The 21,128-nt window shown below is 62.2% G+C and carries 15 protein-coding genes; 12 read left to right on the forward strand and 3 right to left on the reverse strand.

Features of this window, described 5'->3' with window-relative positions:
* The first annotated feature begins 1 nt into the window (after nucleotide 1).
* Nucleotides 2-1,297: a UDP-N-acetylglucosamine 1-carboxyvinyltransferase gene (locus GRF63_RS07845; protein WP_202131658.1), complete on the forward strand. Its 1,296-nt coding sequence runs from the start codon at nucleotides 2-4 to the stop codon at nucleotides 1,295-1,297.
* 75 nt (nucleotides 1,298-1,372) lie between these two features.
* Here GRF63_RS07845 and GRF63_RS07850 read toward each other — a convergent pair whose 3' ends face one another.
* Nucleotides 1,373-1,852 (reverse strand): peroxiredoxin, encoded by a 480-nt coding sequence (locus GRF63_RS07850; RefSeq protein ID WP_160485487.1) that lies wholly within the window; start codon nucleotides 1,850-1,852, stop codon nucleotides 1,373-1,375.
* A gap of 178 nt (nucleotides 1,853-2,030) precedes the next feature.
* Between GRF63_RS07850 and ahcY the strand changes: the two genes are divergently transcribed.
* The 8 genes from ahcY to trxA all read left to right on the forward strand — a co-directional run bounded on the left by ahcY (nucleotide 2,031) and on the right by trxA (nucleotide 14,912).
* Nucleotides 2,031-3,446, forward strand: coding sequence for an adenosylhomocysteinase (gene ahcY / locus GRF63_RS07855; protein ID WP_337189637.1), 1,416 nt, complete (start codon nucleotides 2,031-2,033; stop codon nucleotides 3,444-3,446).
* A 134-nt stretch (nucleotides 3,447-3,580) separates the two neighbouring features.
* The gene (locus GRF63_RS07860; protein ID WP_160485489.1) at nucleotides 3,581-5,911 is read left to right on the forward strand and encodes a PAS domain-containing sensor histidine kinase; all 2,331 of its coding nucleotides are present in this window, start codon (nucleotides 3,581-3,583) and stop codon (nucleotides 5,909-5,911) included.
* On the forward strand, nucleotides 5,908-6,345 hold the full coding sequence (gene tsaE, locus GRF63_RS07865) for a tRNA (adenosine(37)-N6)-threonylcarbamoyltransferase complex ATPase subunit type 1 TsaE (protein ID WP_160485490.1): 438 nt from the start codon (nucleotides 5,908-5,910) through the stop codon (nucleotides 6,343-6,345). The genes GRF63_RS07860 and tsaE overlap by 4 nt, the downstream gene beginning before the upstream one ends.
* Nucleotides 6,342-7,334, forward strand: a complete 993-nt coding sequence (locus tag GRF63_RS07870; protein WP_160485491.1) for an aminoglycoside phosphotransferase family protein — start codon at nucleotides 6,342-6,344, stop codon at nucleotides 7,332-7,334. Before tsaE ends, GRF63_RS07870 begins: the two co-directional genes overlap by 4 nt.
* Complete coding sequence (locus tag GRF63_RS07875; protein WP_337189638.1) at nucleotides 7,331-8,059, forward strand: nucleotidyltransferase family protein; 729 nt, start codon at nucleotides 7,331-7,333, stop codon at nucleotides 8,057-8,059. The genes GRF63_RS07870 and GRF63_RS07875 overlap by 4 nt, the downstream gene beginning before the upstream one ends.
* 9 nt (nucleotides 8,060-8,068) lie before the next feature.
* Nucleotides 8,069-11,053, forward strand: a complete 2,985-nt coding sequence (locus GRF63_RS07880) for a PD-(D/E)XK nuclease family protein (RefSeq protein WP_160485493.1) — start codon at nucleotides 8,069-8,071, stop codon at nucleotides 11,051-11,053.
* Complete coding sequence (addA, locus tag GRF63_RS07885) at nucleotides 11,050-14,499, forward strand: double-strand break repair helicase AddA (protein ID WP_160485494.1); 3,450 nt, start codon at nucleotides 11,050-11,052, stop codon at nucleotides 14,497-14,499. The genes GRF63_RS07880 and addA overlap by 4 nt, the downstream gene beginning before the upstream one ends.
* A 92-nt stretch (nucleotides 14,500-14,591) precedes the next feature.
* A complete protein-coding gene (gene trxA, locus GRF63_RS07890; RefSeq protein ID WP_160485495.1) occupies nucleotides 14,592-14,912 on the forward strand; it encodes a thioredoxin in 321 nt (106 codons plus the stop codon).
* Here the strand turns inward: trxA and GRF63_RS07895 are convergent.
* Nucleotides 14,909-15,715 carry an inositol monophosphatase family protein gene (locus tag GRF63_RS07895; RefSeq protein ID WP_160485496.1) on the reverse strand — a complete coding sequence of 269 codons (807 nt, stop codon included), beginning with the start codon at nucleotides 15,713-15,715 and terminating at the stop codon, nucleotides 14,909-14,911. The genes trxA and GRF63_RS07895 overlap by 4 nt on opposite strands.
* On the reverse strand, nucleotides 15,712-16,938 hold the full coding sequence (gene argJ, locus GRF63_RS07900; protein ID WP_160485497.1) for a bifunctional glutamate N-acetyltransferase/amino-acid acetyltransferase ArgJ: 1,227 nt from the start codon (nucleotides 16,936-16,938) through the stop codon (nucleotides 15,712-15,714). The genes GRF63_RS07895 and argJ overlap by 4 nt, the downstream gene beginning before the upstream one ends.
* Before the next feature lie 107 nt (nucleotides 16,939-17,045).
* Between argJ and GRF63_RS07905 the strand changes: the two genes are divergently transcribed.
* The 3 genes from GRF63_RS07905 to GRF63_RS07915 all read left to right on the forward strand — a co-directional run bounded on the left by GRF63_RS07905 (nucleotide 17,046) and on the right by GRF63_RS07915 (nucleotide 21,019).
* Nucleotides 17,046-17,306: a hypothetical protein gene (locus GRF63_RS07905; protein ID WP_160485498.1), complete on the forward strand. Its 261-nt coding sequence runs from the start codon at nucleotides 17,046-17,048 to the stop codon at nucleotides 17,304-17,306.
* 87 nt (nucleotides 17,307-17,393) lie between these two features.
* Complete coding sequence (secA, locus tag GRF63_RS07910; RefSeq protein WP_160485499.1) at nucleotides 17,394-20,201, forward strand: preprotein translocase subunit SecA; 2,808 nt, start codon at nucleotides 17,394-17,396, stop codon at nucleotides 20,199-20,201.
* 53 nt (nucleotides 20,202-20,254) lie between these two features.
* Nucleotides 20,255-21,019 carry a class I SAM-dependent methyltransferase gene (locus tag GRF63_RS07915; RefSeq protein WP_160485500.1) on the forward strand — a complete coding sequence of 255 codons (765 nt, stop codon included), beginning with the start codon at nucleotides 20,255-20,257 and terminating at the stop codon, nucleotides 21,017-21,019.
* Nucleotides 21,020-21,128: the final 109 nt, after the last annotated feature.

Below are 21,128 nucleotides of genomic sequence, written 5' to 3' on the forward strand. Positions count from 1 at the left end.
TATGATGACCGCATTGCGCGTAAGAGGCGGACAGAAACTGGTGGGCAAGATCGATCCATCCGCCAACAAGAACGCGGTGCTGCCGGTTCTGTGTGCGACGCTGTTGAGCGATGCGCCGATCATGCTGCGCAATGTGCCGGAGATTACCGACGTCCAGCGCATCCACGCCTTCTTCAGCGACCTTGGCACCACGGTGGAATGGGACAAGGACGCGAAGACGCTGCGGATCGATCACTCCACGATCTCATCCAGCGCTAAGGCCAAGCTGCCGCAGGCGATGCGCGCTTCCATCATGATGATCCCCGGCCTGCTTGCGCGCCTTGGCGAAGCCCGGCTGGAGCATGAGGTGAAGGGCTGCACACTCGGCGCGCGGGAGATCGACCCGCATGTGCAGGTGTTCAAGGCCTTTGGCGCAGAGACATCCTACGAGGGCAAGGACATCGTGTTCCGCAACACCCACAAGGTGGACGGTGCGCGCATGTGGCTGGAATATGCCTCCGTCACCACGACGGAGAATTTCATCATCAGCGCGCTGACCGCGAAAGGCACCAGCCAGATCGTGAACGCCGCGTGTGAACCTCATGTGCAGGAACTCTGCACCTTCCTGGAGAAGATGGGCGGCAAGATCCGCGGCAAGGGCACTTCGATGGTGACCGTGGAAGGCTGCGACAAGTTCCAGAGCGTGGATTATACCTTCGTGGAGGATTTCCACGAGGTCGCCACCTTCCTGGCGCTGTCAGCCGTGACCGGCGGAGATATCTCGGTGCGCAATACGCAGCCGGAAGATTTCATGCTGATCGATCGCACGTTCGAGAAATTCGGCGCGCATGTTTCGCACGAAGATGGCTGGTCACGCTTGGAAGCGCCTGCCGAACTTTGCGTGCAGCAAAATTTCACCAGCCACCTCACCACCAAGGTGGAGGCTGCGCCGTGGCCCTATATCCCGGCTGACCTGCTGCCGATCTTCATCGCGCTTGGCGTAAAGGCCAAGGGGCAGACGATGTTCTGGAACAAGGTGTATGAGGGCGGGCTGACATGGCACACCGAACTCAGCCTGTTCGGCGCGCACACCCTGCTGTGCGATCCGCACCGCCTGATCACCTTTGGCGGCGATACGCTTCGCCCGGCAACGGTCACCAGCCCATACATCATCCGCGTGGCCATCGCCCTGCTGATGGTGGCGGCCAGCATCGATGGGGAGAGCACCATTCTGGATGCCGATCCCATTCGCCGCGCGCATCCGGACTTTGTGAAGAACATCGACAGTCTTGGCGTGGATGTAAGCTGGGACGATTAACTCCGATCCTGCACAACGAGAAAGGGGCGCCTTCCGTGTGGAAAGCGCCCCCTTTTTATTCATCGTGCCTGAAAATCAAAGCTGGCCGAGCATGTGCTCTGCGCTGGAAACCCTGAATTCGCCGGGGCCTTCCACGTTGATTTCGGTCACCACGCCATCGTCCACGATCATGGAATACCGGTTGGAGCGGGTGCCCATTCCGTATCCGTCCATTTCGGTGGACAGGCCCAGTGCCTTGGCAAATTCGGCATTGCCGTCTGCCAGCATGGTGATGTCGTCAGAGCCATCGGCCTTGTTCCATGCGCCCATTACGAAGGCATCGTTCACCGATGTGCAGGCCACTTCGTCCACGCCCTTTGCCTTCAGGTCAGATGCCTTTTCGACATAGCCGGGCAGGTGCTTTGCAGAGCAGGTCGGCGTGAATGCGCCGGGTACTGCGAACAGCGCCACCTTGCGGCCCTTGAAGAAATCGCCCGACTGCACGGCCTCGGGGCCATCGCCGGTCGGCTTCACCAGCTTCACGTCGGGTATCTTGTCGCCTTTGGAAATCGTCATTGGTAATCCTCCTGTCACCGTCCGCGCATGCACATAGGTACTGCGCTGGCTGGCGCAAGCGGTTGCAGTCGTTTGCAGGGGTTGTCCAATGCGCAAGCCGCCACTAAGTGCGAGGCCAACATAGGCGTTGCATGGAGCCCCGGCGACGCATCACCCGCACATCACAGGAGAAGTGCCCGTGGCCGACGCCGCTTTTGACGACTACATCATCAAGGATATTTCGCTGGCCGATTATGGCCGCGCGGAAATCAACATTGCCGAAACCGAAATGCCGGGCCTGATGGCCACGCGCGAGGAATTTGGCGCTTCCCAGCCTCTGAAGGGCGCACGGATTACCGGTTCGCTGCACATGACGATCCAGACAGCCGTGCTGATCGAAACCCTCACCGCGCTGGGTGCAGAAGTGCGCTGGGCAACCTGCAACATCTTCTCCACGCAGGATCACGCCGCTGCCGCCATCGCCGCGCAGGATATTCCCGTATTTGCCGTGAAGGGCGAGAGCCTGGCGGATTACTGGGATTACGTGGGCAAGATCTTCGACTGGTCGACCGACGATGATGCGAACCAGACTGCCAACCTCATCCTGGACGACGGCGGCGATGCCACCATGTTCGCCCTGTGGGGTGCGCGCGTGGAAGCGGGCGAGGAACTGCCTGAGCCGGGCAATGCCGAAGAAGTAGAGATGCAGCGCGCGCTGAAGGAATTCCTGAAGCGCAAGCCCGGCTATCTGACCGCGTCTGTAAAGAACATTCAGGGCGTTTCCGAGGAAACCACCACCGGCGTCCACCGCCTTTACCAGCTGGCCAAGAAGGGCAAGCTGCCGTTCCCCGCCATCAATGTGAATGACAGCGTGACCAAGTCGAAGTTCGACAACCTCTACGGCTGCCGCGAATCGCTGGTGGACGCCATCCGCCGCGCTACCGACGTGATGCTTTCGGGCAAGGTCGCGCTGGTTGCCGGTTTCGGTGACGTGGGCAAGGGCAGCGCGCAATCGCTGCGCAACGGCGGCGCGCGCGTGCTGGTGACAGAGATCGATCCGATCTGCGCCCTGCAGGCCGCAATGGACGGTTTCGAGGTGGTAACCATGGAAGACGGCGTGAAGCGCGCCGATATCTTCGTGACCACCACCGGTAACGAGGACGTGATCACGGCAGAGCACATGAAGGCGATGAAGCCCATGAGCATCGTGTGCAACATCGGCCACTTCGATTCGGAAATCCAGATCAGCGCGCTCGACAATTACGACTGGACCGAGTTGAAGCCCGGCACGGATTTGGTGAAGTTCCCCGATGGCAAGGAAATCATCATCCTTGCAAAGGGCCGCCTGGTGAACCTGGCCTGCGCCACCGGCCACCCCAGCTTCGTGATGAGCTGTTCCTTCACCAACCAGGTGATGGCGCAGCTGGAACTTTGGGAACGCCACGACCAGTATGAGAACGACGTCTATGTCCTGCCAAAGCATCTGGACGAAAAGGTTGCCGCGCTGCACCTCGACAAGCTGGGCGTGAAATTGACCAAGCTGAGCCAGAAGCAGGCCGACTATATCGGCGTGCCCGTGGAAGGGCCTTTCAAGCCTGAGCACTACCGCTACTGATCGCAGGGTTTGCATTGCAAACATCATTTCACCCCGGCCATAGTGTCGGGGTGATTTGTTTCTGGCTTCAGGACTGTCAGCATTTGCGCAAGAGCCATTGCAACTCAACGCGCGCGCTCATAGCTGCATAACCAATGGAGCTGACCCCATCTTCCGTGGCCCTTCTGGGACTTATGCTGGCCGCCTGGACGTTTGGCGCGGTGTGGCTTGTCGTGGGATCGTTACAGCGCGCCAGGGCCGCCCGCCAGGCCCGCAGCACGGTGCGCCGCCTGTCCAAGATGATCGACGATGCGCCCGCGATCCCGCTGCTGGTGCGGTCGGACGGGAAGATCGAGGGGCCGGACAGGCTGGCCAAGTGGCTGGGGCTGGGGTCTTTGCCCGGCTTCCTGAGTGAACTGGCAGGCGGGCTGGACGAGGAGGATCTGAAGGATCTTCGCGAAGCCGTGAGCCGCACGCAGAAAACCGCCGCACCTTTCAGCATGGTGATCACCCCCAAGGGATCGATCAAGAGCCTTGCCGTGCGCGGACAGCTGGCCGACCCTGCCATCGCATCGGGCGGCGCGGCGCTGATATGGTGGTTCGATTTTTCGGACAGCCAGGGCGAACTATCCCGCTTGCGCGAGGAGACCGCGCGGGCGCGCAATGATTTTGCCGCGCTGGTGGGACTGATCGAGGCTGCGCCCATGCCGATGTGGTTTCGCGGACCTGATATGGACCTGCGCCTGGTCAACAGCGCCTATGTCACGGCCGTTGGGGCGAAGGGCGCCGCAAAGGTGGTGGAAGAACAGATCGAGCTGGTCGAAACCGTCGACGGGCTTACCGCCGCACAGGTTGCCGGACAGGCCCACAGCCGCGATTTGCCGGTGGAGCGGATCGTCCAGGCCACGGTGGGCAACCAGCGCCGCACGCTGCGCGTCAGCGATCTGCCGCTGGGCGAAGAAGGCGTTGCCGGTTACGCCATCGATATCGAGGAGATGGAAGAGCAGACCCGCGCCTTCCGCGCATTCCGCGCGGCGCAGCGATCCATGCTGGATCAGCTTTCCATCGGCGTCGCCCAGTTCGATCCGGATCGCAGGCTGGCTTTTTCCAATCAGCCGTTCCAGCGCATTTTTGCCCTGCCGCAATCCGCCCGGCTCGATCCGCCCAATTTCGATCGCTTCCTTGATATAGCTAGGGATGCGGGCCGATTGCCCGAAAGGCGCGATTTCCCTGAATGGCGCGGGGAAATGGGGCAATGGTTCACGCAGGATGCACCGGTGGAGGATGCCTGGACCCTGCCGGACAGCACGCATCTGCGCATCGTTGCTCAACCCTTGCCAGATGGCGGGCTGGTGCTGGTGGCGGAGGATCGCAGCGAACAGCTCGCCCTGTCCGCCACGCGCGACACGCTGCTGCGCACGCGCACGGCCACGTTCGATTCGCTTTTCGAATCGCTGGCCGTGTTTGCGCCCGATGGCCGCATGCAGCTGTGGAACCGCAGCTTTCCCGCGATCTGGGGTCTGCCCGAGAATTTTTTCGACAAGCATCCGCATGTAGACAAGCTGCTGGATCGCATCGCCAATCGCCTGGCCCGTCCGGCGCAGCGCAAGGCCATTGGCGAAGTGGTGCGTGCCGCCACGCTGGACCGAAAGCAGCGAGGGGGCAGGGTGGTGTTGTCAGACGGGCGCACGGTGGAATTTGCGGGGGTTCCCTTGCCCGATGGCAACGGCCTGCTGACGGTGATGGACGTTACCGATTCCACCAAGGCGGAAGAGGCGCTACGCGAACGTAACCAGGCACTGGAAGAGGCGGACGCCGTGAAGACGCGCTTCCTCGCCAACATGTCCTATGAATTCCGCACGCCGCTCACCTCCATAGGCGGCTTTGCAGAGCTCTTGCAAACCGGCGTTGCAGGAGAGCTTTCGGATCAAGGCAAGGAATACATCTCTGCCATCATCGCATCGGTAGAGCGGTTGTCCCAGCAGATCGAAAGCGTGCTGGACCTGACGCAGAGCGAGGCTGGCCTGCTGCCCATCGCCACCGAGGAGGTGGAGCTTCTGGACTTTGCCACGCAAGTGGTGCGCGCGCGTGAGGATGCGATAGAGGCGAAGAACATCACGCTGGACCTGCGCGGGGACAAGAGCGCGGGCAGCGTGCAGGCGGACCCTCGCCAATTGAGCCGTGCACTTGGCAATCTGCTGGACAATGCCATCACCGCCACGCCCGAAAACGGGCGTATCCTCGTGGCCCTGGCGCGGCGCAAGTCCGGCGTGCGGATCGTGATTTCCGACAATGGCGAAGGGATGCGCCCCAGCGAACTGGCGCGGGCGCTTGACGGTTATCGCCTGAACGGCAGTGACGGCAAGGAAGGCAAGCGCGGCCTTGGCCTGCCGCTGGCCCGCCAGCTAATAGAGGCGCATGGCGGCAGGCTGGAAATCCAGTCTGAAAAGGGCGCTGGCACCACTGCAACGATGAAGCTGCCTTGATCGTCGATCTGCCCGATCTTGACGCGATGGAGCGGTTCGGGCGGCAGCTTGCGGCAAAGCTTTTGCCCGGCGATGTGCTGGCCCTATCTGGCGGTCTGGGCGCAGGGAAAACCACCCTTTCGCGCGCCATCCTCGTCGCCCTGGGGCATGAGGGTGAAGTGCCATCGCCGACATTCACGATACTGGAGGCATATGATCATCTTTCTCCGCCCGTCGTCCATGCCGATTTCTATCGACTCGAAGATCCATCGGAGGTCTTGCAATTGGGGCTGGACGATTATCGGGAGGGGGCAGTGCTGATAGCCGAATGGCCGGAAAACGCCGGTGGCTTCGCGAATGAGCCGGAATGCCTTCAAATCACGCTGGAAACGGCGGGTAACGGGCGCAAGGCGATTGTGGAATGCGGTGCAGCTTGGCAAGGACGCTGGCCATGACCAGCAATCTTCCCGCAGGCGTCGATCAATTCCTTGCCGATGCCGGATGGCACGGCGCGCAGATCGATCCACTGCCCGGCGATGCCAGCTTTCGCCGATACTTCCGCATTCGCAGCGGTGATAATCACGCCATGCTGATGGATGCACCGCCCCCGCATGAAGATCCCGGCCCTTTCCTGCATGTCGGCAAATGGCTGAACGAACAGGGTCTGCGCGCGCCGCGTATTTATGCAGAGGCGCCTGAGCGAGGCCTCGTGCTGATCGAGGATTTCGGGCATGATCGCATGCGCGACTGGCTGGATACCAATCCGGCAGAAGAAGCGCGCGCCTATCGCGATGCGGTGGATGCCCTGGTGGAATTGCATCAGCGCCCGCCGGGTCCATTCGATCCATATTCGCTGGAAACCTATCAGCGCGAAGTGTCCCTGTTTCCGGACTGGTTCTGCAAGGCCGCCGGGATAGAGGTGGATGCCATGGGCTTTTCCGCTGCATGGCGCGAGGCACTGTCTCCGATGCTGTTGCGACAGCAGCCGGGCGTAACTGTGCTGCGCGATTATCATGCCGAAAACATTATGCTGCTGAGGCCGGGCGGTGAATATTCCGGCGAACAGGGCCTGATCGATTTTCAGGATGCGCTGGTGGGCCACCGGGCCTATGATCTGGTATCCCTGTTGCAGGACGCCCGGCGGGAGGTTTCGCCCCAGCTGGAACAGGATATGCTGGAGCATTACCGCTCGCGCCTGTCTGTCGATAGCGAGTTTGACGGTGATTACGCGCGCCTTGGTGCGCAGCGGAATGCCAAGATCGTCGGCATTTTCACGCGGCTGTGGAAGCGTGACGGCAAGGATCGTTACCTCTCCATGATTCCGCGAGTATGGGAAGCCATGGAGCGCGATCTTGCGCATCCCGCGCTGGAGCCTGTTGCACGCTGGTTCGATGCCAATGTGCCGGACGATATCCGTGCAAAACAAGGAGGGGTTCTGGCGTGAGCAAGCTGGCCAGCGATACTGCGATGGTGCTTGCCGCCGGGATGGGCAAGCGGATGCGACCCCTGACGGCCACCCAGCCAAAACCGATGGTTCGCGTCGCGGGAAAGCCGCTGGTGGATCACGCGCTGGACAAGCTGGCAGAGGCCGGCGTGGGCCGCGCCGTGGTGAACGTGCATTACCTGGCCGATTCTCTGGAGGCGCATTTGCAGGGGCGCACCGCGCCGCAGGTGATCTTCTCTGACGAGCGAGAGCAATTGCTGGAAACCGGCGGCGGCATCGTGAAGGCGGAGGGGCAGCTTCCCGATCCGTTCTTCTGCCTCAACTCAGACAATATCTGGCTGGATGGCCCGGTGAATGCCTTTGCCGATCTTTCCACCTTCTGGGATGCGGACAAGATGGATGCGCTGTTGCTGCTGGTAACGCACAAGGCGGCGCATAATTTCAACGGCAAGGGCGATTTCCACATGGATGCCAACGGCCTTTTGCGCCGCCGCGCCTCTGGCCGGATCGCGCCATACATCTTCACCGGCATCCAGTTGATTTCAAAGCGCCTGATGCGCGATGCGCCGGAAGGCGCATTTTCCACCAACGTGCTGTGGACGCGCGCGATGGAGGAGGATCGCCTCTATGGCATGGCCTTTACCGGGCAATGGTTCGAGGTCGGCACTCCGCAAGCGATCAAGCCCACTGAGGAGGCCCTGTCGGTTGGCTCACACCAGGGATAGTCTTGGTTGATGGCGGGGCCGCAGGAAATTCAGACACCACAGGTTTATTCCATCGCCGCGCATCGCGGCTTTGCTGATGCGTTGGTGGCAGGATTGGTGCCGCGTTACGCGGATGACCATTTCGGCCTGGCGCGGCTGACCCTGCTGTTGCCCAGCGCCCGCGCCGCACGCACCATGTCAGAGGCATTCGTGCGCCATGCAGGCGAGACGGGCAGTGCGGGCCTGCTGATGCCGCGCATGGTGCTGGTGGGCGATCTGGACCTTGATGAATCGCTTGGCCCCATCTTCGATTCGCTGGGCGCGGGCGCGGCCATCCCTCCTGCCGCCGACCCTACCTATCGCTGGCTGCGGCTTGCCGCGCTGATTCGAGACGTGCGCGGGGACAAGGCGCCTAGAGGTGCCGCGCTGCTGAAACTGGCGCTGGAAACAGGCCAGGTGATGGACCGGCTGCTGGTGGAGGAAATCGCCCCGGAAGAGCTGCTGTCTGACCGCGTGATAGACCTTGTCGGCGATCTGTCAGACCATTGGCGCGACAATCTGCATCTTTTCGCCACCATCCAGCGACTGTGGCTGGCTGAGCTTGATCAGCGGGGAGAGCGCGACGCCGCCGCCCGCCGCAATATCCTGTTTCGGGAGGCCGCGCGGCGGATGCGCGCCAATCCCCCGTCCACGCCCTTTGTTGCCGCCGGCGTAACCAGCGCCGCACCGGCACTGGCCCGGCTGCTGCGCACCGTGTCGCAATTGCCGCAAGGCGCGGTGATTCTGCCCGATCTCGATCTTTCGATGGATGATGCGGTGTGGGATGAATTGGGCGGTGCGGGCGATACGTCCGGCGAAACGCCATTCACCAGCGGAGACGCGCTGACCCATCCGCAATATCATCTAAAGCTGTTGCTGAACCGCATGGGCGTTGCCCGCGGGGAAGTGCAGCAATGGCACCGCGCGGGGCTGGCCAAAGGGCCGCCTGAACGCTCTCACGCGATCAGCAGCCTGTTCCTTCCGCCAGAGGCGAGCAAGGCATGGGTAACGCTGCCCGCAGCCAAACGGCGCATGGCAGGCGTCCGCCTGGTGGAAACCGCCAATCCTGAGGAGGAAGCGCAGGTTATCGCCTTGCTTGTGCGCGAGGCGCTGGAGGAGCCGGAAAGGCGCGTTGCCGTGGTGACGCCCGATCGCGGGCTGGCAGGGCGCGTGGTGCAGCATTTGCGCCGCTGGCATATCTCCGCAGACGATTCTGCCGGGCGGCCGCTGGGGGAAACCGCTGCGGGCCGCGTGCTGCTGCTGCTGGCTGAAATCGCGGCGGAGGCTGCTGCGCCTGTCCCGCTGATGGCGCTGCTGCAACATCCCCTTGTGGCCGCGGGCGAGGGCAGGGCGGCTTGGCTGCGCGCGGCGCGGCGGTTTGAACTGAAGCTGCGCGGCCCGCGCAAATCGCCAGGCTTTGCGCCGCTGCGTCCGCTAGCGAAAAAGGCCGGGGTGGAACCGTGGTGGCAAGAGGTGGAGGAAAAGCTTTCGCCTTTGCTGCAGGCGGGTGAAACCTGTGAGCTTGCACATTGGCTGGACCTGCTTGCCGCGGCGGGTGAAGCCATGTGCGGCGAAGGCTTGTGGGCAAGGGAAGATGGCCGCGCCCTGTCTGCCTTCGTGGAAGATCTGCGCCTGCATGCACGCGATGTGGCCACGCCGATAGAGGCGGATGATCTGCCCCGCGTCCTGCGCGATGCGATGGACCGTGTGGCCGTGCGACCGCCCTATGGCGGCCATCCCCGCGTGGCGATCTACGGCCTGCTGGAAGCGCGCATGACGCGGGCCGACCTGGTGATTTGTGCTGGCCTTAACGAAGGCACCTGGCCACCGCGCCCTGCCACCGATCCGCTGCTGGCACCCGGAGTGTTGCGCGCGCTGGGCGTGCCGGGCGCGGATTTCCGCATCGGCCTTTCCGCGCATGATCTGGCTGGCGCCCTTGGCGCGCCGGACGTCGTGCTTACCCGCTCTCGCCGCGATGTCGCCGGGCCTGCGATCGCTTCACGCTTCCTGCTGCGCGTTCGCGCGTTGCTGGGGGAGGATCTGGTGCAGCGGCACGAGGATAACGCGATTGTCGAGCTGGCCCGTTCGCTGGAGCCTGCCCCGCTGGAACTGCCGCGCTATCCGCAGCCAAAGCCATGCCCCGATGCAGCGATGCGTCGGCAGGATATCAGCGTCACGGCGCTGGATCGACTGCGATCCGATCCGTACCAGTATTATGCCTCCAAATTACTGCGCCTGGAAGATCTGGATCACTTGGATGCCGCACCCACGCCCGCCTGGCAGGGGGAACTGGCGCACAAGATTCTGGAAGACTGGCACAAGGGCAAGGGCTCCATCGGCGATCTGGCAGAGCAGCACCTTGATGCCATGTCCGCCCATCCATTGATGCGCGCCCTGTGGCGACCGCGCCTGATGGCCGCGCTGGAATGGGTGGCGCAGCAGATTGAGGCAGACCCCGAGCGCCAGCCCGCAGCGATAGAGCAGTGGGGCGAAATGACCGTGCGCGGTGTGCGCATTTTCGGCAAGGCGGACCGGATAGACACGCTGCCCGGCGGATCGCTGGCCATCGTCGATTACAAGACCGGCAGTCCGCCCACGGGCAAGCAGGTGGAAGAAGGCTATGCCATGCAGCTCGGCACAATCGGCCTGATCGCGCAGGCGGGCGGTTTTGATCGTATCGCGGGAGAGCCCGCCCGGTTCGAGTATTGGTCCCTCGCCAAGGCCAAGACGAAGGATCACCCCACCGGCTTTGGCAACATCACCACGCCGGTGCTGGAAGGGAACAAGAAGAAGGGCATCCCGCCCGAAGATTTCTTGCCCGAAAGCGAGCGTTATCTGCACGATGCGCTGGACCGCTGGATATTGGGCAGCGATCCTTTCACCGCCCGGCTGAACCCGGATGCGCCCGGTTACGACACCTATGATCAGCTGATGCGCCTTGCCGAATGGCAGGGACGCGAAGGTGGCGGATCATGAGCGGCAAGGTTTTCCCGCTGAAGGACAACCAGTCGCTGGCCGTGGAGCCGCGCGACAGCGTGTGGCTTTCGGCGTCCGCCGGGACGGGCAAGACGCAGGTGCTGTCTGCCCGCGTGCTGCGCCTGCTGCTGACACCGGGCGTGCGGCCGGAGCAGATCCTGTGCCTCACCTTCACCAAGGCCGGGGCCGCCGAAATGGCCACCCGCGTGAACGAGGTGCTGGCCAATTGGGTGCGCATGGAAGACACGCGCCTTGCCGCAGACCTGATCGCCATCGGCGGCGATTCCGATCCTGCCACTCTGGCCCGCGCGCGCACCCTGTTTGCCGCCGTGTTGGATTGCCCCGGCGGCGGCCTGCGCATCGATACGATCCACGCCTTTTCGCAATGGCTGCTTTCCGCATTTCCGCAGGAAGCGGGCCTGATGCCCGGCACTCGGCCCATGGAAGATCGGGACCGCGAATTGCTGGCGGACAGGGTGCTGCGCGAATTGCTGCTGGAGTGGGAAAACAGCGATCCGACGGCGATTTCAGCGCTGGAAGACCTATCCCTGCGCATGGGCGCGGACAAGGCGCAAAGCTGGCTGATGCGCTGCGCCATGGCGCGGGACATGTGGTTTGACACCGGCGCATGGCAACCACCCATGGAGCCGCGCGTGAAGCGGTTGCTGGGGCTGGATGCGGAAACTTCGATGGAAGTGGTGGCGCAGGAATGTTCGGACAATTCCGCAGTCTGTCGTTCCGTCCGCGGCATTTACGACGCTTACCTTGAATGGGGGACAAAGAGCGCGGCTAAAGTGTCGGACCCCGTGTCTAGCTGGCTCGCCGCATCACCTGAAGAACGACTTGCAGCCATACATGAAGTCTATTCGGCCATCTTCAGTAACAAGGATTTGCCCAAGTGGGCGGGCAATGTCGAAAAGAAGGTGCCTGACATTCTGGCGATTGGCGAAGCTGCACGGGCAGACCTCGCTGCGATCAAAGACACTGCGACCCTGCTCGCCCTTGCAGAGCGGATCAGTCCGGCGCTGGAAATCGGCCGCAAGTTCGCGCTTGCCTGGGATGATGCGAAGGCGCGTGAAGGGCTCGTCGATTTTGACGATCTGATCATGCGTGCCGCCAGTCTGCTGGGCAATGCCGATATGTCGGCATGGATTCGTTACAAGCTGGATCGCCGTTTCGATCATATCCTTGTGGACGAGGCGCAGGATACCAACGCCGCCCAATGGGACATTATCGATGCGCTGACCGATGATTTCTTTGCCGGACTGGGGCAGGCGGAAGACCGGTTGCGAACCATCTTCGTGGTTGGCGATTACAAGCAGGCGATCTTCCGTTTTCAGGGTACCAGCCCGGAAGAATTCGACGCCGCCCGCGCCAGCTATACAAAGCGGCTGTCCGACTGGGTGAACAATGCCGCGCAGGCTCGCCAGCGGATTGACGCGCGCGAATTGCGCAACCTTGGGCTTGGGCGGTCATACCGCACCGCGCAAAGCGTGCTGTCCTTCGTGGACGATGCCATCGATGCCATCGGATACGAAAAGTTTGGCCTGAAGGAAAAGCCGGAGCCGCATATCGGTGACAGTCGCCCCGGTCTAATAACGTTGTGGGCGCCTGTTCCCGGCCACCCAGACGAGGTGGAGGGCGAAGGCGAAGACGGCCCGGAAATCGGCATCTCCGAACCCGAACGGCGCATGGCGGAGAAAATTGCGCTGCAAATCCGCAAGATGTGGGACGGCGGCTTTGCCCTGGTGAAAGACAAGGACAATCCGCGCAACGCCACGCCCGGCGATTTCATGGTGCTGGTGCGCAAGCGCAAGGAACTGGCCGGGCTGATCGTGGCCAAATTGCATGCCGCAGGTGTGCCGGTGGCCGGTGTTGACCGCCTGCGTCTTGGCGCGCCGCTGGCGGTGAAGGACCTGATGGCAGCCCTGCGCTTTGCCGCGCAGCCGCGCGATGATCTCAGCCTTGCCTGCCTGCTCGTCTCTCCCATTCTTGGCTGGTCGCAGGATGATCTGCTGCAACATGCCGCGCGGGTGAAGGGCGTTGCCCTGTGGGATCACTTGCGCGATCTGGCGGCAGACAAACCGGCAGAGGCGGTGCGCAATCTTTCCAACCTGCTGGCGCTGGCGGATTTCGAAACTCCGCAGGCGCTGCTGCACTGGATATTGCTGGGCCCATGGCAGGCGCGGGCGAAGCTGGTGGCAAGACTGGGCAAGGAAGCGAACGACCCGATTGACGAGCTGCTGAACGCTGCGCTGCAATTTTCATCCTCCAACACCTCCAGCCTGCAGGGCTTCATCCGCTGGTTCGATGCAGGCGATGGAGAGCTGAAGCGGGAGGCAGAGGGGCAGGGCGATCTGGTACGCGTGATGACAGTGCATGGATCGAAGGGGTTGCAGGCCCCCATCGTGATCCTGGCCGATGCCTGCGGCGATCCCGATGCCTCGCGCCCGTCCGGCCTGGCGCTGGAAGAACAGTTGCCCGGCAATGATGGCAAGGGACTATCCGTGCCCTTGCCGGATTTGAAATCGGAAGAGCGGGTAGGGCGCATCGAACAGGCGGCACAGGCTGCCAAGGCCGCAGAGCGGGAGGAGCACTGGCGGCTGCTATACGTGGCGATGACGCGCGCGGAGGAGGCCCTTTTTATCGGCGGCGCGCTGGGCAAGCGTGAAAAGGAACCGAAGGAGGATAGCTGGTTCGCGCGGCTTGCACCGCTGTTCGATGCAGAACCGATAGACGATCCCATTTGGCAATGGCGGCTTGAGCTGGGCCGCCGCGCCGATCCCGTTCCGCACCGTTCGCAGCAGGCCCTGCCGATCCCGCCGTCTTTGCCTCGCTGGGCGACGAATCCCATCGGACCCGAACCGCGCCCGCCACGCCCGCTCGCCCCGTCTTCGGGGACGGAGGAACAAGGTGCCGATCCGCCATTGCCGGCGCAGCAGGCCGCCATTGCCGCGCAGCGCGGCGTGTTGATCCACGCCCTTCTGGAACGGCTGCCCGATACGCCGCACGACATGCGCGAGAGCGGGGGCAGGGCATGGCTGCTGCGCCATGCTCCGCTGTTGTCCGATGCTGAGCGGGAGGAGATGCTGTCGCGCGCGCTGGCCGTTATCGATGCACCGGAATGGCGTGATCTTTTCGGTCCCGATGCGCTGGCCGAGGTGCCATTGGCGGCCACGGTAGGGCAGCAGGTGATTGCGGGAACGGCGGACAGACTGCTGGTGCTGCCGGATCGCGTACTGGTGGCCGATTTCAAAACTGCGCGGCGCCCTCCGCGTGGGCTGGAGCAGATGTCTGCCAGCACGCTGTCGCAAATGGGAGCCTATGCCGCTGCGCTATCTGTAATCTATCCCGATCGCACGATAGAGGCCGCCGTGTTGTACACGCAGACGCCCCAGTTGATCGCGATCCCCGCCGATGTTCTGGCGGCGCACAAGCCGCAATAAGGCTGCCCTCAAGGAAAGCTTTTAGGCCCCGTGCATTGAGTCCCCGTATGACGGCCCTAGATAGGGGGCCAAGAGATATCAGGAGAACAAGAATGGCGACCAAGACTGTAACCGATGCCAGCTTCCAGGCCGATGTGCTGGATGCAGACAAGCCCGTGCTGGTGGATTTCTGGGCAGACTGGTGCGGACCGTGCAAGATGATTGCGCCTGCGCTGGAAGAACTGTCTGACGAGCTTTCCGAAAAGGTCACCATCGCCAAGATGGATATCATGGAAAATCCCGATGTGCCCGGCAAGATGGGCGTTCAGTCCATCCCGTTCCTTGTCTTGTTCAAGGATGGCAAGCCCGTGGCCCAGCAGATGGGTGCCGCGCCGAAGAATGCCCTGAAGGGCTGGCTTGAGGGCGAACTTTAAGCTGGCAGCGTGTTCAGCCGCTTAGCCATTTCCTCCCACAGGGCGGGCGTGGCGGCGGCGACCAGCCCTTTTCGATCCCACTCGTCCACCCTGTAGGGTGAACCATCATCGGGACGCGCGGCCTTTCCGCCCGCTTCCTCCAGCCACAGGCACCCGGCGGCGTGATCCCACGCCAACGTGCGTTCGAAGATGGAGACATCGTTCTCCCCCAGTGCGAGGCGCGGATATTGCTCTGCCGCGCAATAGGGAATGTCTGTGAGGCGGTAATGCTGGCAGACATGGTCTATCATGGCGGCGCGCTTCGCCTCGTCCATGAAGATCAGCGAAATGGCGGCAACGGCAGGGTCTTCCCCGGTTGGAATTGCCGTAATCTGCTCTCCGCCCACGAATGCACCCTTGCCGCGATGGGCCGCGCAGAACCGGCCTGACAGGCAATCATAAATCCACCCGCTTTGCGCCACGCCCTCGTCAGCCTGCGCAATCAATATGCCGAAGGGCGGCTGACCGCTGGCAAAGTTGCGCGTGCCGTCAATCGGGTCGACAATCCAGCACGGCCCTTTCAGCCTTTCCAGCACTGCGGGATCGGCATGGGCGCCTTCCTCTCCCACGATGGGAAGGCCCGGCGCCAGCTTCTCCAGCCCCTCGCTCAGCGCCGCCTCGCTTTCACGGTCGGCGATGGTGACGGGGTCATTGCCGCCCTTGTCCTCTATCTGATGGTCAGCAAGGTTGCGGTAGCGCGGCAGGATGACGTTTTCAGTCACGTCGCGGCACAGGGCGAGGATCTCGCGGTCGATAACACTCATGATCGGTAATCCGCATTGATCGAGATATATCCATGCGTCAGATCGCAGGTCCAAACGGTGGCCTTTCCATCGCCCAGGCCAAGATCGACGGTGATGTCGATTTCACGCCCCTCCAGATGCCTTGCTACGGGCTCTTCATCATAATCGGGCAGGGGCAGGCCATCGCGTGCGGCCCAGATGCCGCCAAAAGCGATGCCGAGCTTGTCCCTGTCCGCCGGTTCGCCTGCCTTGCCCACGGCCATCACCACGCGGCCCCAGTTGGCATCGCCGCCTGCAATCGCGGTTTTGACAAGCGGCGAATTGGCAATCGCCAGCCCCACGCGGCGGGCGCTGTCGTCGGACGCCGCGCCTGTTACGCTGACCCCGATGAACTTCTGCGCCCCTTCGCCATCGCGCACCACCAGGTGGGCAAGCTGCCGGCACATATCCTCCATCGCCGCCATGAAGGCGTCGGCTCCCGGATCGTCAAAACTGGCGAGCGGCTGATTGCCTGCCTTGCCCGTGGCAAAGGCCAGCACGGTGTCACTGGTAGAAGTGTCGCTATCCACGGTGATGCAGTTGAATGTGCCCGCGTTGGCGGCAGAGAGGCATTGCTGCAGGAAAGCAGGCTCCACCGCGGCATCGGTGAAGATGTAACCCAGCATGGTCGCCATATCGGGCGCGATCATGCCGCTGCCCTTGATTATGCCATTCAGCACCACGCGCGTATCACCCAGCATGGCCGCGGTGGTTGCTCCCTTGGCGAATGTATCCGTGGTGCCGATGGTGTTGGCCGCATCTTCCCAAGAGGCGGGGCTTTCGCTCAGCACCTTTGCGATGCCGTCGCGCGCCTTGTCCTTGGGCAGCGGCACGCCGATCACGCCGGTTGAGGATACCAGCACCTCGCTTGTGTCGCATCCCAGGCTATCCGCTACCTGCGCCATGATCTGCTCCACCGCCTCACGCCCGCGATATCCGGTGAAGGCGTTGGAATTGCCAGCATTCACCACCAATGCCCGTGCGCGTCCTGCTTTCACCTGTTCGCGTCCGATCTCCACTTCGGACGAACAGCATACGTTCCGTGTGAAGACGCCCGCCAGCGCAGTGCCCTCTGCCAGTTCGGCATAGGTCAGGTCGGCGCGGTCCCAGTTCTTGTAGCCCGCGCGCGCGACGCGCAAGGTTACCCCGTCAATGGCAGGCATGTCAGGGAAGGGCAGGGCGAGCGGTGATTTTTCGAGGTCCATGGCCCACGCCTTTAAATGCGCTTTTGGCCCGCGCCAACACGACAATTCACGACTTCACCGCCTTCGTCAGTAGACTTTAAGGAATGAGACGCTATCTGACACCCCTGATGCTTCGCCAATTGCTTACTCTTTTTGCGCTTATCTCCGGGCTTGGCCTTGCTGCCACGCCTGCCGTGGCTGCGCAGGCCAGCGTGGTAAGCGTGGTGACAGCGGGCGATGCGGAAGATTGCCAGACGGCCGTTTCCGGCCCCCTGCAATTCGTAAGCGGGACGGCAATGCTCCGGGCGACCAAGCCCAATTGCCCGGACACGCCGATCACGGTGTGGATTCCCACAGTGCAGATCCAGGTAGACCGTTCGCGCGAATAGCGCGTCGATCCCGATATTTTCTGACCTTTTCCGGCTGCGCACCCATGCGCGGCCTTTCTCCATATTATCTGACAGGATGTGTCCATCATGTGGCAAACCATCGCCAAATCCATCTTCGGCTCTGCCAATGACCGTTACGTTAGCTCGCTCGACAAGATCGTGGCGCGCATCAATGCGCTCGAAGAGCAGCTTGCTGACTTTTCCGATGAAGAGCTGAAGGCGCAGACCTTCAAGTTCCGCAAGCAGATTGCGGAAGACGGCAAGACGCTGGACGATATCATGCCCGAAGCTTTCGCCACCGTGCGGGAGGCGTCGAAGCGCGTTCTGGGCATGCGTCACTTCGATGTACAGATGGTGGGCGGCATCGTGCTGCACCGTGGTGAAATCGCCGAGATGCGCACGGGTGAGGGCAAGACGCTGGTGGCGACGCTGGCCACCTACCTCAACGCCATCGAAGGCAAGGGCGTGCACGTGGTGACCGTCAATGATTACCTGGCCGCGCGCGATGCGGAATGGATGGGCCAGCTCCACACCTTTCTGGGCCTGACGATCGGCGTGATCGTGCCCAACCTGCCAGAAGCTGCCCGGCGCGAAGCTTACGCTGCCGACATCACCTATGGCACGAACAATGAATTCGGCTTCGATTACCTGCGCGACAATATGAAGCAGGAGCGCAGCCAGATGGTGCAGCGCCCCTTCAACTATGCCATCGTTGACGAGGTCGATTCGATCCTGATTGACGAGGCACGTACCCCGCTGATCATCTCCGGCCCCACCGAGGACAAGTCGGACCTTTACGTCGCGCTGGATGCCATCGTGAAGCAGTTGGTGAGGGACCAGGAAGCCGCCGAAAAGGAAAACGGCGGCCCGCTGGATGATGAGGCGGCATTCTATCTCACCGACGAAAAGGCCCGCAGCGTCCAGCTGACGGAGGAGGGCGTCGAGGAAATCGAACAGCGCCTGATCGCGGCAGAGCTGCTGGAGACGGATAACCTCTACGATATCGAGAACACGCAGATCGTGCATCACCTGGATCAGGCCATGCGCGCGGTGGTGATGTTCAAGAAGGATACCGACTACATCGTGAAGGACGACAAGGTCGTGATCATTGATGAGTTCACCGGCCGCATGATGGACGGGCGCCGCTGGTCCAACGGCCTGCACCAGGCGGCAGAGGCGAAGGAGGGCGTGGAGATCCAGCCCGAGAACCAGACGATGGCCTCCATCACCTTCCAGAACTATTTCCGGATGTATCCAAAGCTTTCCGGCATGACCGGTACGGCCGCAACCGAGGCGGCTGAGTTCTGGGACATCTACAAGCTGAACGTGGTGGAAATTCCCACCAACCTGCCGGTGCAGCGCGTGGACGAGGAAGACGAATTCTACAAGAACACCATCGACAAGTTCAAAGCCATCGCCAAGGCCATCGGCGAGAAATCCGCCAGCGGTCAGCCGGTTCTGGTGGGCACGGTGTCCATCGAAAAGTCCGAATTGCTCAGCAAGTTCCTGGATGAAGAGGGCGTAAAGCACGAAGTGCTGAACGCCCGCATGCATGAGCGTGAGGCGCATATCGTGGCGCAGGCGGGCCGGATCGGCGCCGTCACCATCGCCACCAACATGGCGGGCCGCGGCACCGATATCCAGCTGGGCGGCAACGTGGAATTCCGCGTGGGTGACGAGCTTGCAGGGATGGAAGACGGCCCTGAAAAGGACGCCGCGATCGAAAAGATCAAGGCCGAGGTGGCCGAGGAACGCCAGCGGGTGAAGGATGCAGGCGGTCTGTTCGTGCTGGGCACTGAACGCCACGAAAGCCGCCGCATCGATAACCAGCTGCGTGGCCGTTCAGGCCGCCAGGGCGACCCCGGTCTTTCGCGGTTCTACCTTTGCCTGGAAGACGATCTGCTGCGTATCTTCGGCCCGGACACGCTGTTCTCCAAGATGATGAACTCAAATCTGGAGGATGGCGAGGCCATCGGCTCCAAGTGGCTGTCCAAGGCCATTGAGACTGCACAGAAGAAGGTGGAAGCGCGCAATTATGAAATGCGCAAGCAGGTGGTTCAGTACGATGACGTGATGAACGACCAGCGCAAGGTCATCTACGAACAGCGCGCCGAGATCATGGATTCCGAACGCGTTGACGACGTGGTGGAAGAAATGCGCCGTGACGCCATCAATTCCATCGTCGTCGCCGCATGCCCGCCCGGCTCCTATCCGGAACAGTGGGATGTCGCCGGCCTGAAGGAAAAGGTTGATGAGGTCCTCGGCCTCAATCCTCCCATCGATATCTGGATGGAAGAGGATGCGGTTGAGCCCGAACTGATCGAGGAGCGTTTGCAGGAACTGGCTGATCAGCGGCTGAGTGAGCGCACTGCCGAAATTCCCGAGGAATCGTGGCGGCGCGTTGAGAAGAGCATCCTGCTGGAACGGCTGGATTATCACTGGAAGGAACACCTCGCCACGCTGGATGCGCTGCGCCAGGTCGTGTTCCTGCGTGCCTATGCGCAAAAGCAGCCGATCAACGAATACAAGCAGGAGGCTTTCGGCCTGTTCCAGCTGATGCTGGACACGCTGCGCGAAGATGTGAGCAAGGTGCTGTTGACGGCAGAACTGCGCCCATCCGCGCCGCAACCGCCGCGCAGGCTGCCTGACTTGCCCGATTTCCTGACGGGCCATATCGATCCGCTGACGGGTGAGGACAACAGCAATGATGGTGACGGTTCTGAGAACAGGCAGCCGCTGTTCGGCACCCTGGCCAGCTCTCCCGTAGCCAGCACCGGCACCGCCGGATCTGCGCAGCGCGAGAATCCCTATGCCGATAAGGTGGTGAGCCGCAATTCGCCTTGCCCCTGCGGTTCGGGCAACAAGTACAAGCATTGCCACGGCGCCGCCGCATAAGCGGTTGCTCCACCGGGTTTAAGGTTTAGCATGGGGGCTTGAGGAGAGCCCCCATGCCTTTCACCCGATTTCCGGCGAAATTTGCCGCTGCCGCGCTTGCCGCAGCATCGCTGTCTGCCTGTGCGGTGGATCTTCCACCGGCCGCCTATTCGCAGGCCGCGATGCAGGACTATATCCTTGCCGCCGTGATCAGCCCGGCGCGCCCGGCAGAGGACGTGGCGCGGGATACGGCGCGAAAGCCGGAAGAGATCATTGCATTCTCAGGCGTGCAGCGCGGCGATGTGATTGCAGAAATCGCACCGGGCGGCGGATATTACACGCGCATCCTTGCACAGACCGTCGGCCCGGAAGGGAAGATATACGCCCTGATGCCCGCATTCTTCGCCAACCAGCCCGGCGGCCTGGATGCGATCAATGCGATTGCCGAAACCTATGGCAATGTCGAAGTCGTGGTGGTCGATGGTTATGATGCCATCGCCCTGCCGCAGCAGGTGGATTTGGTGTGGACCACAGAGAACTATCATGACCTCGCCAATCGCGAGATCGCGCCCCTCAATGCGGAGATTTTCCGCATCCTGCGCCCCGGCGGTATCTATTTCGTGGAAGATCACGCAGCGCCGGGTACGGGCACCAGCATGACGTCAACTTTGCACCGCATCGATCCTGCAGCGGTGAAGACGCAGGTAAGCTCAGCCGGCTTTGTGCTGGAGGCACAAAGCGATGTGTTGCGCAATGCCACCGATCCGCACGATGCGTTGCCCGGAGACTTCGATGGAGTGAGTGACAAGTTCGCGCTGCGGTTCAGAAAGCCGCTGTAAAAAAATTTACGCGCGCCGGGAACCAATCGGGAAAAGTTGCATTTTCGGATTCAAGGCTGCGCTGACTCCCTGGCCGACGGGTCAAAGAGGCGCGGCCTTTTTCATGTCT

The organism is Aurantiacibacter rhizosphaerae, from assembly GCF_009807005.1.
GTDB classification, from domain to species: domain Bacteria; phylum Pseudomonadota; class Alphaproteobacteria; order Sphingomonadales; family Sphingomonadaceae; genus Alteraurantiacibacter; species Alteraurantiacibacter rhizosphaerae.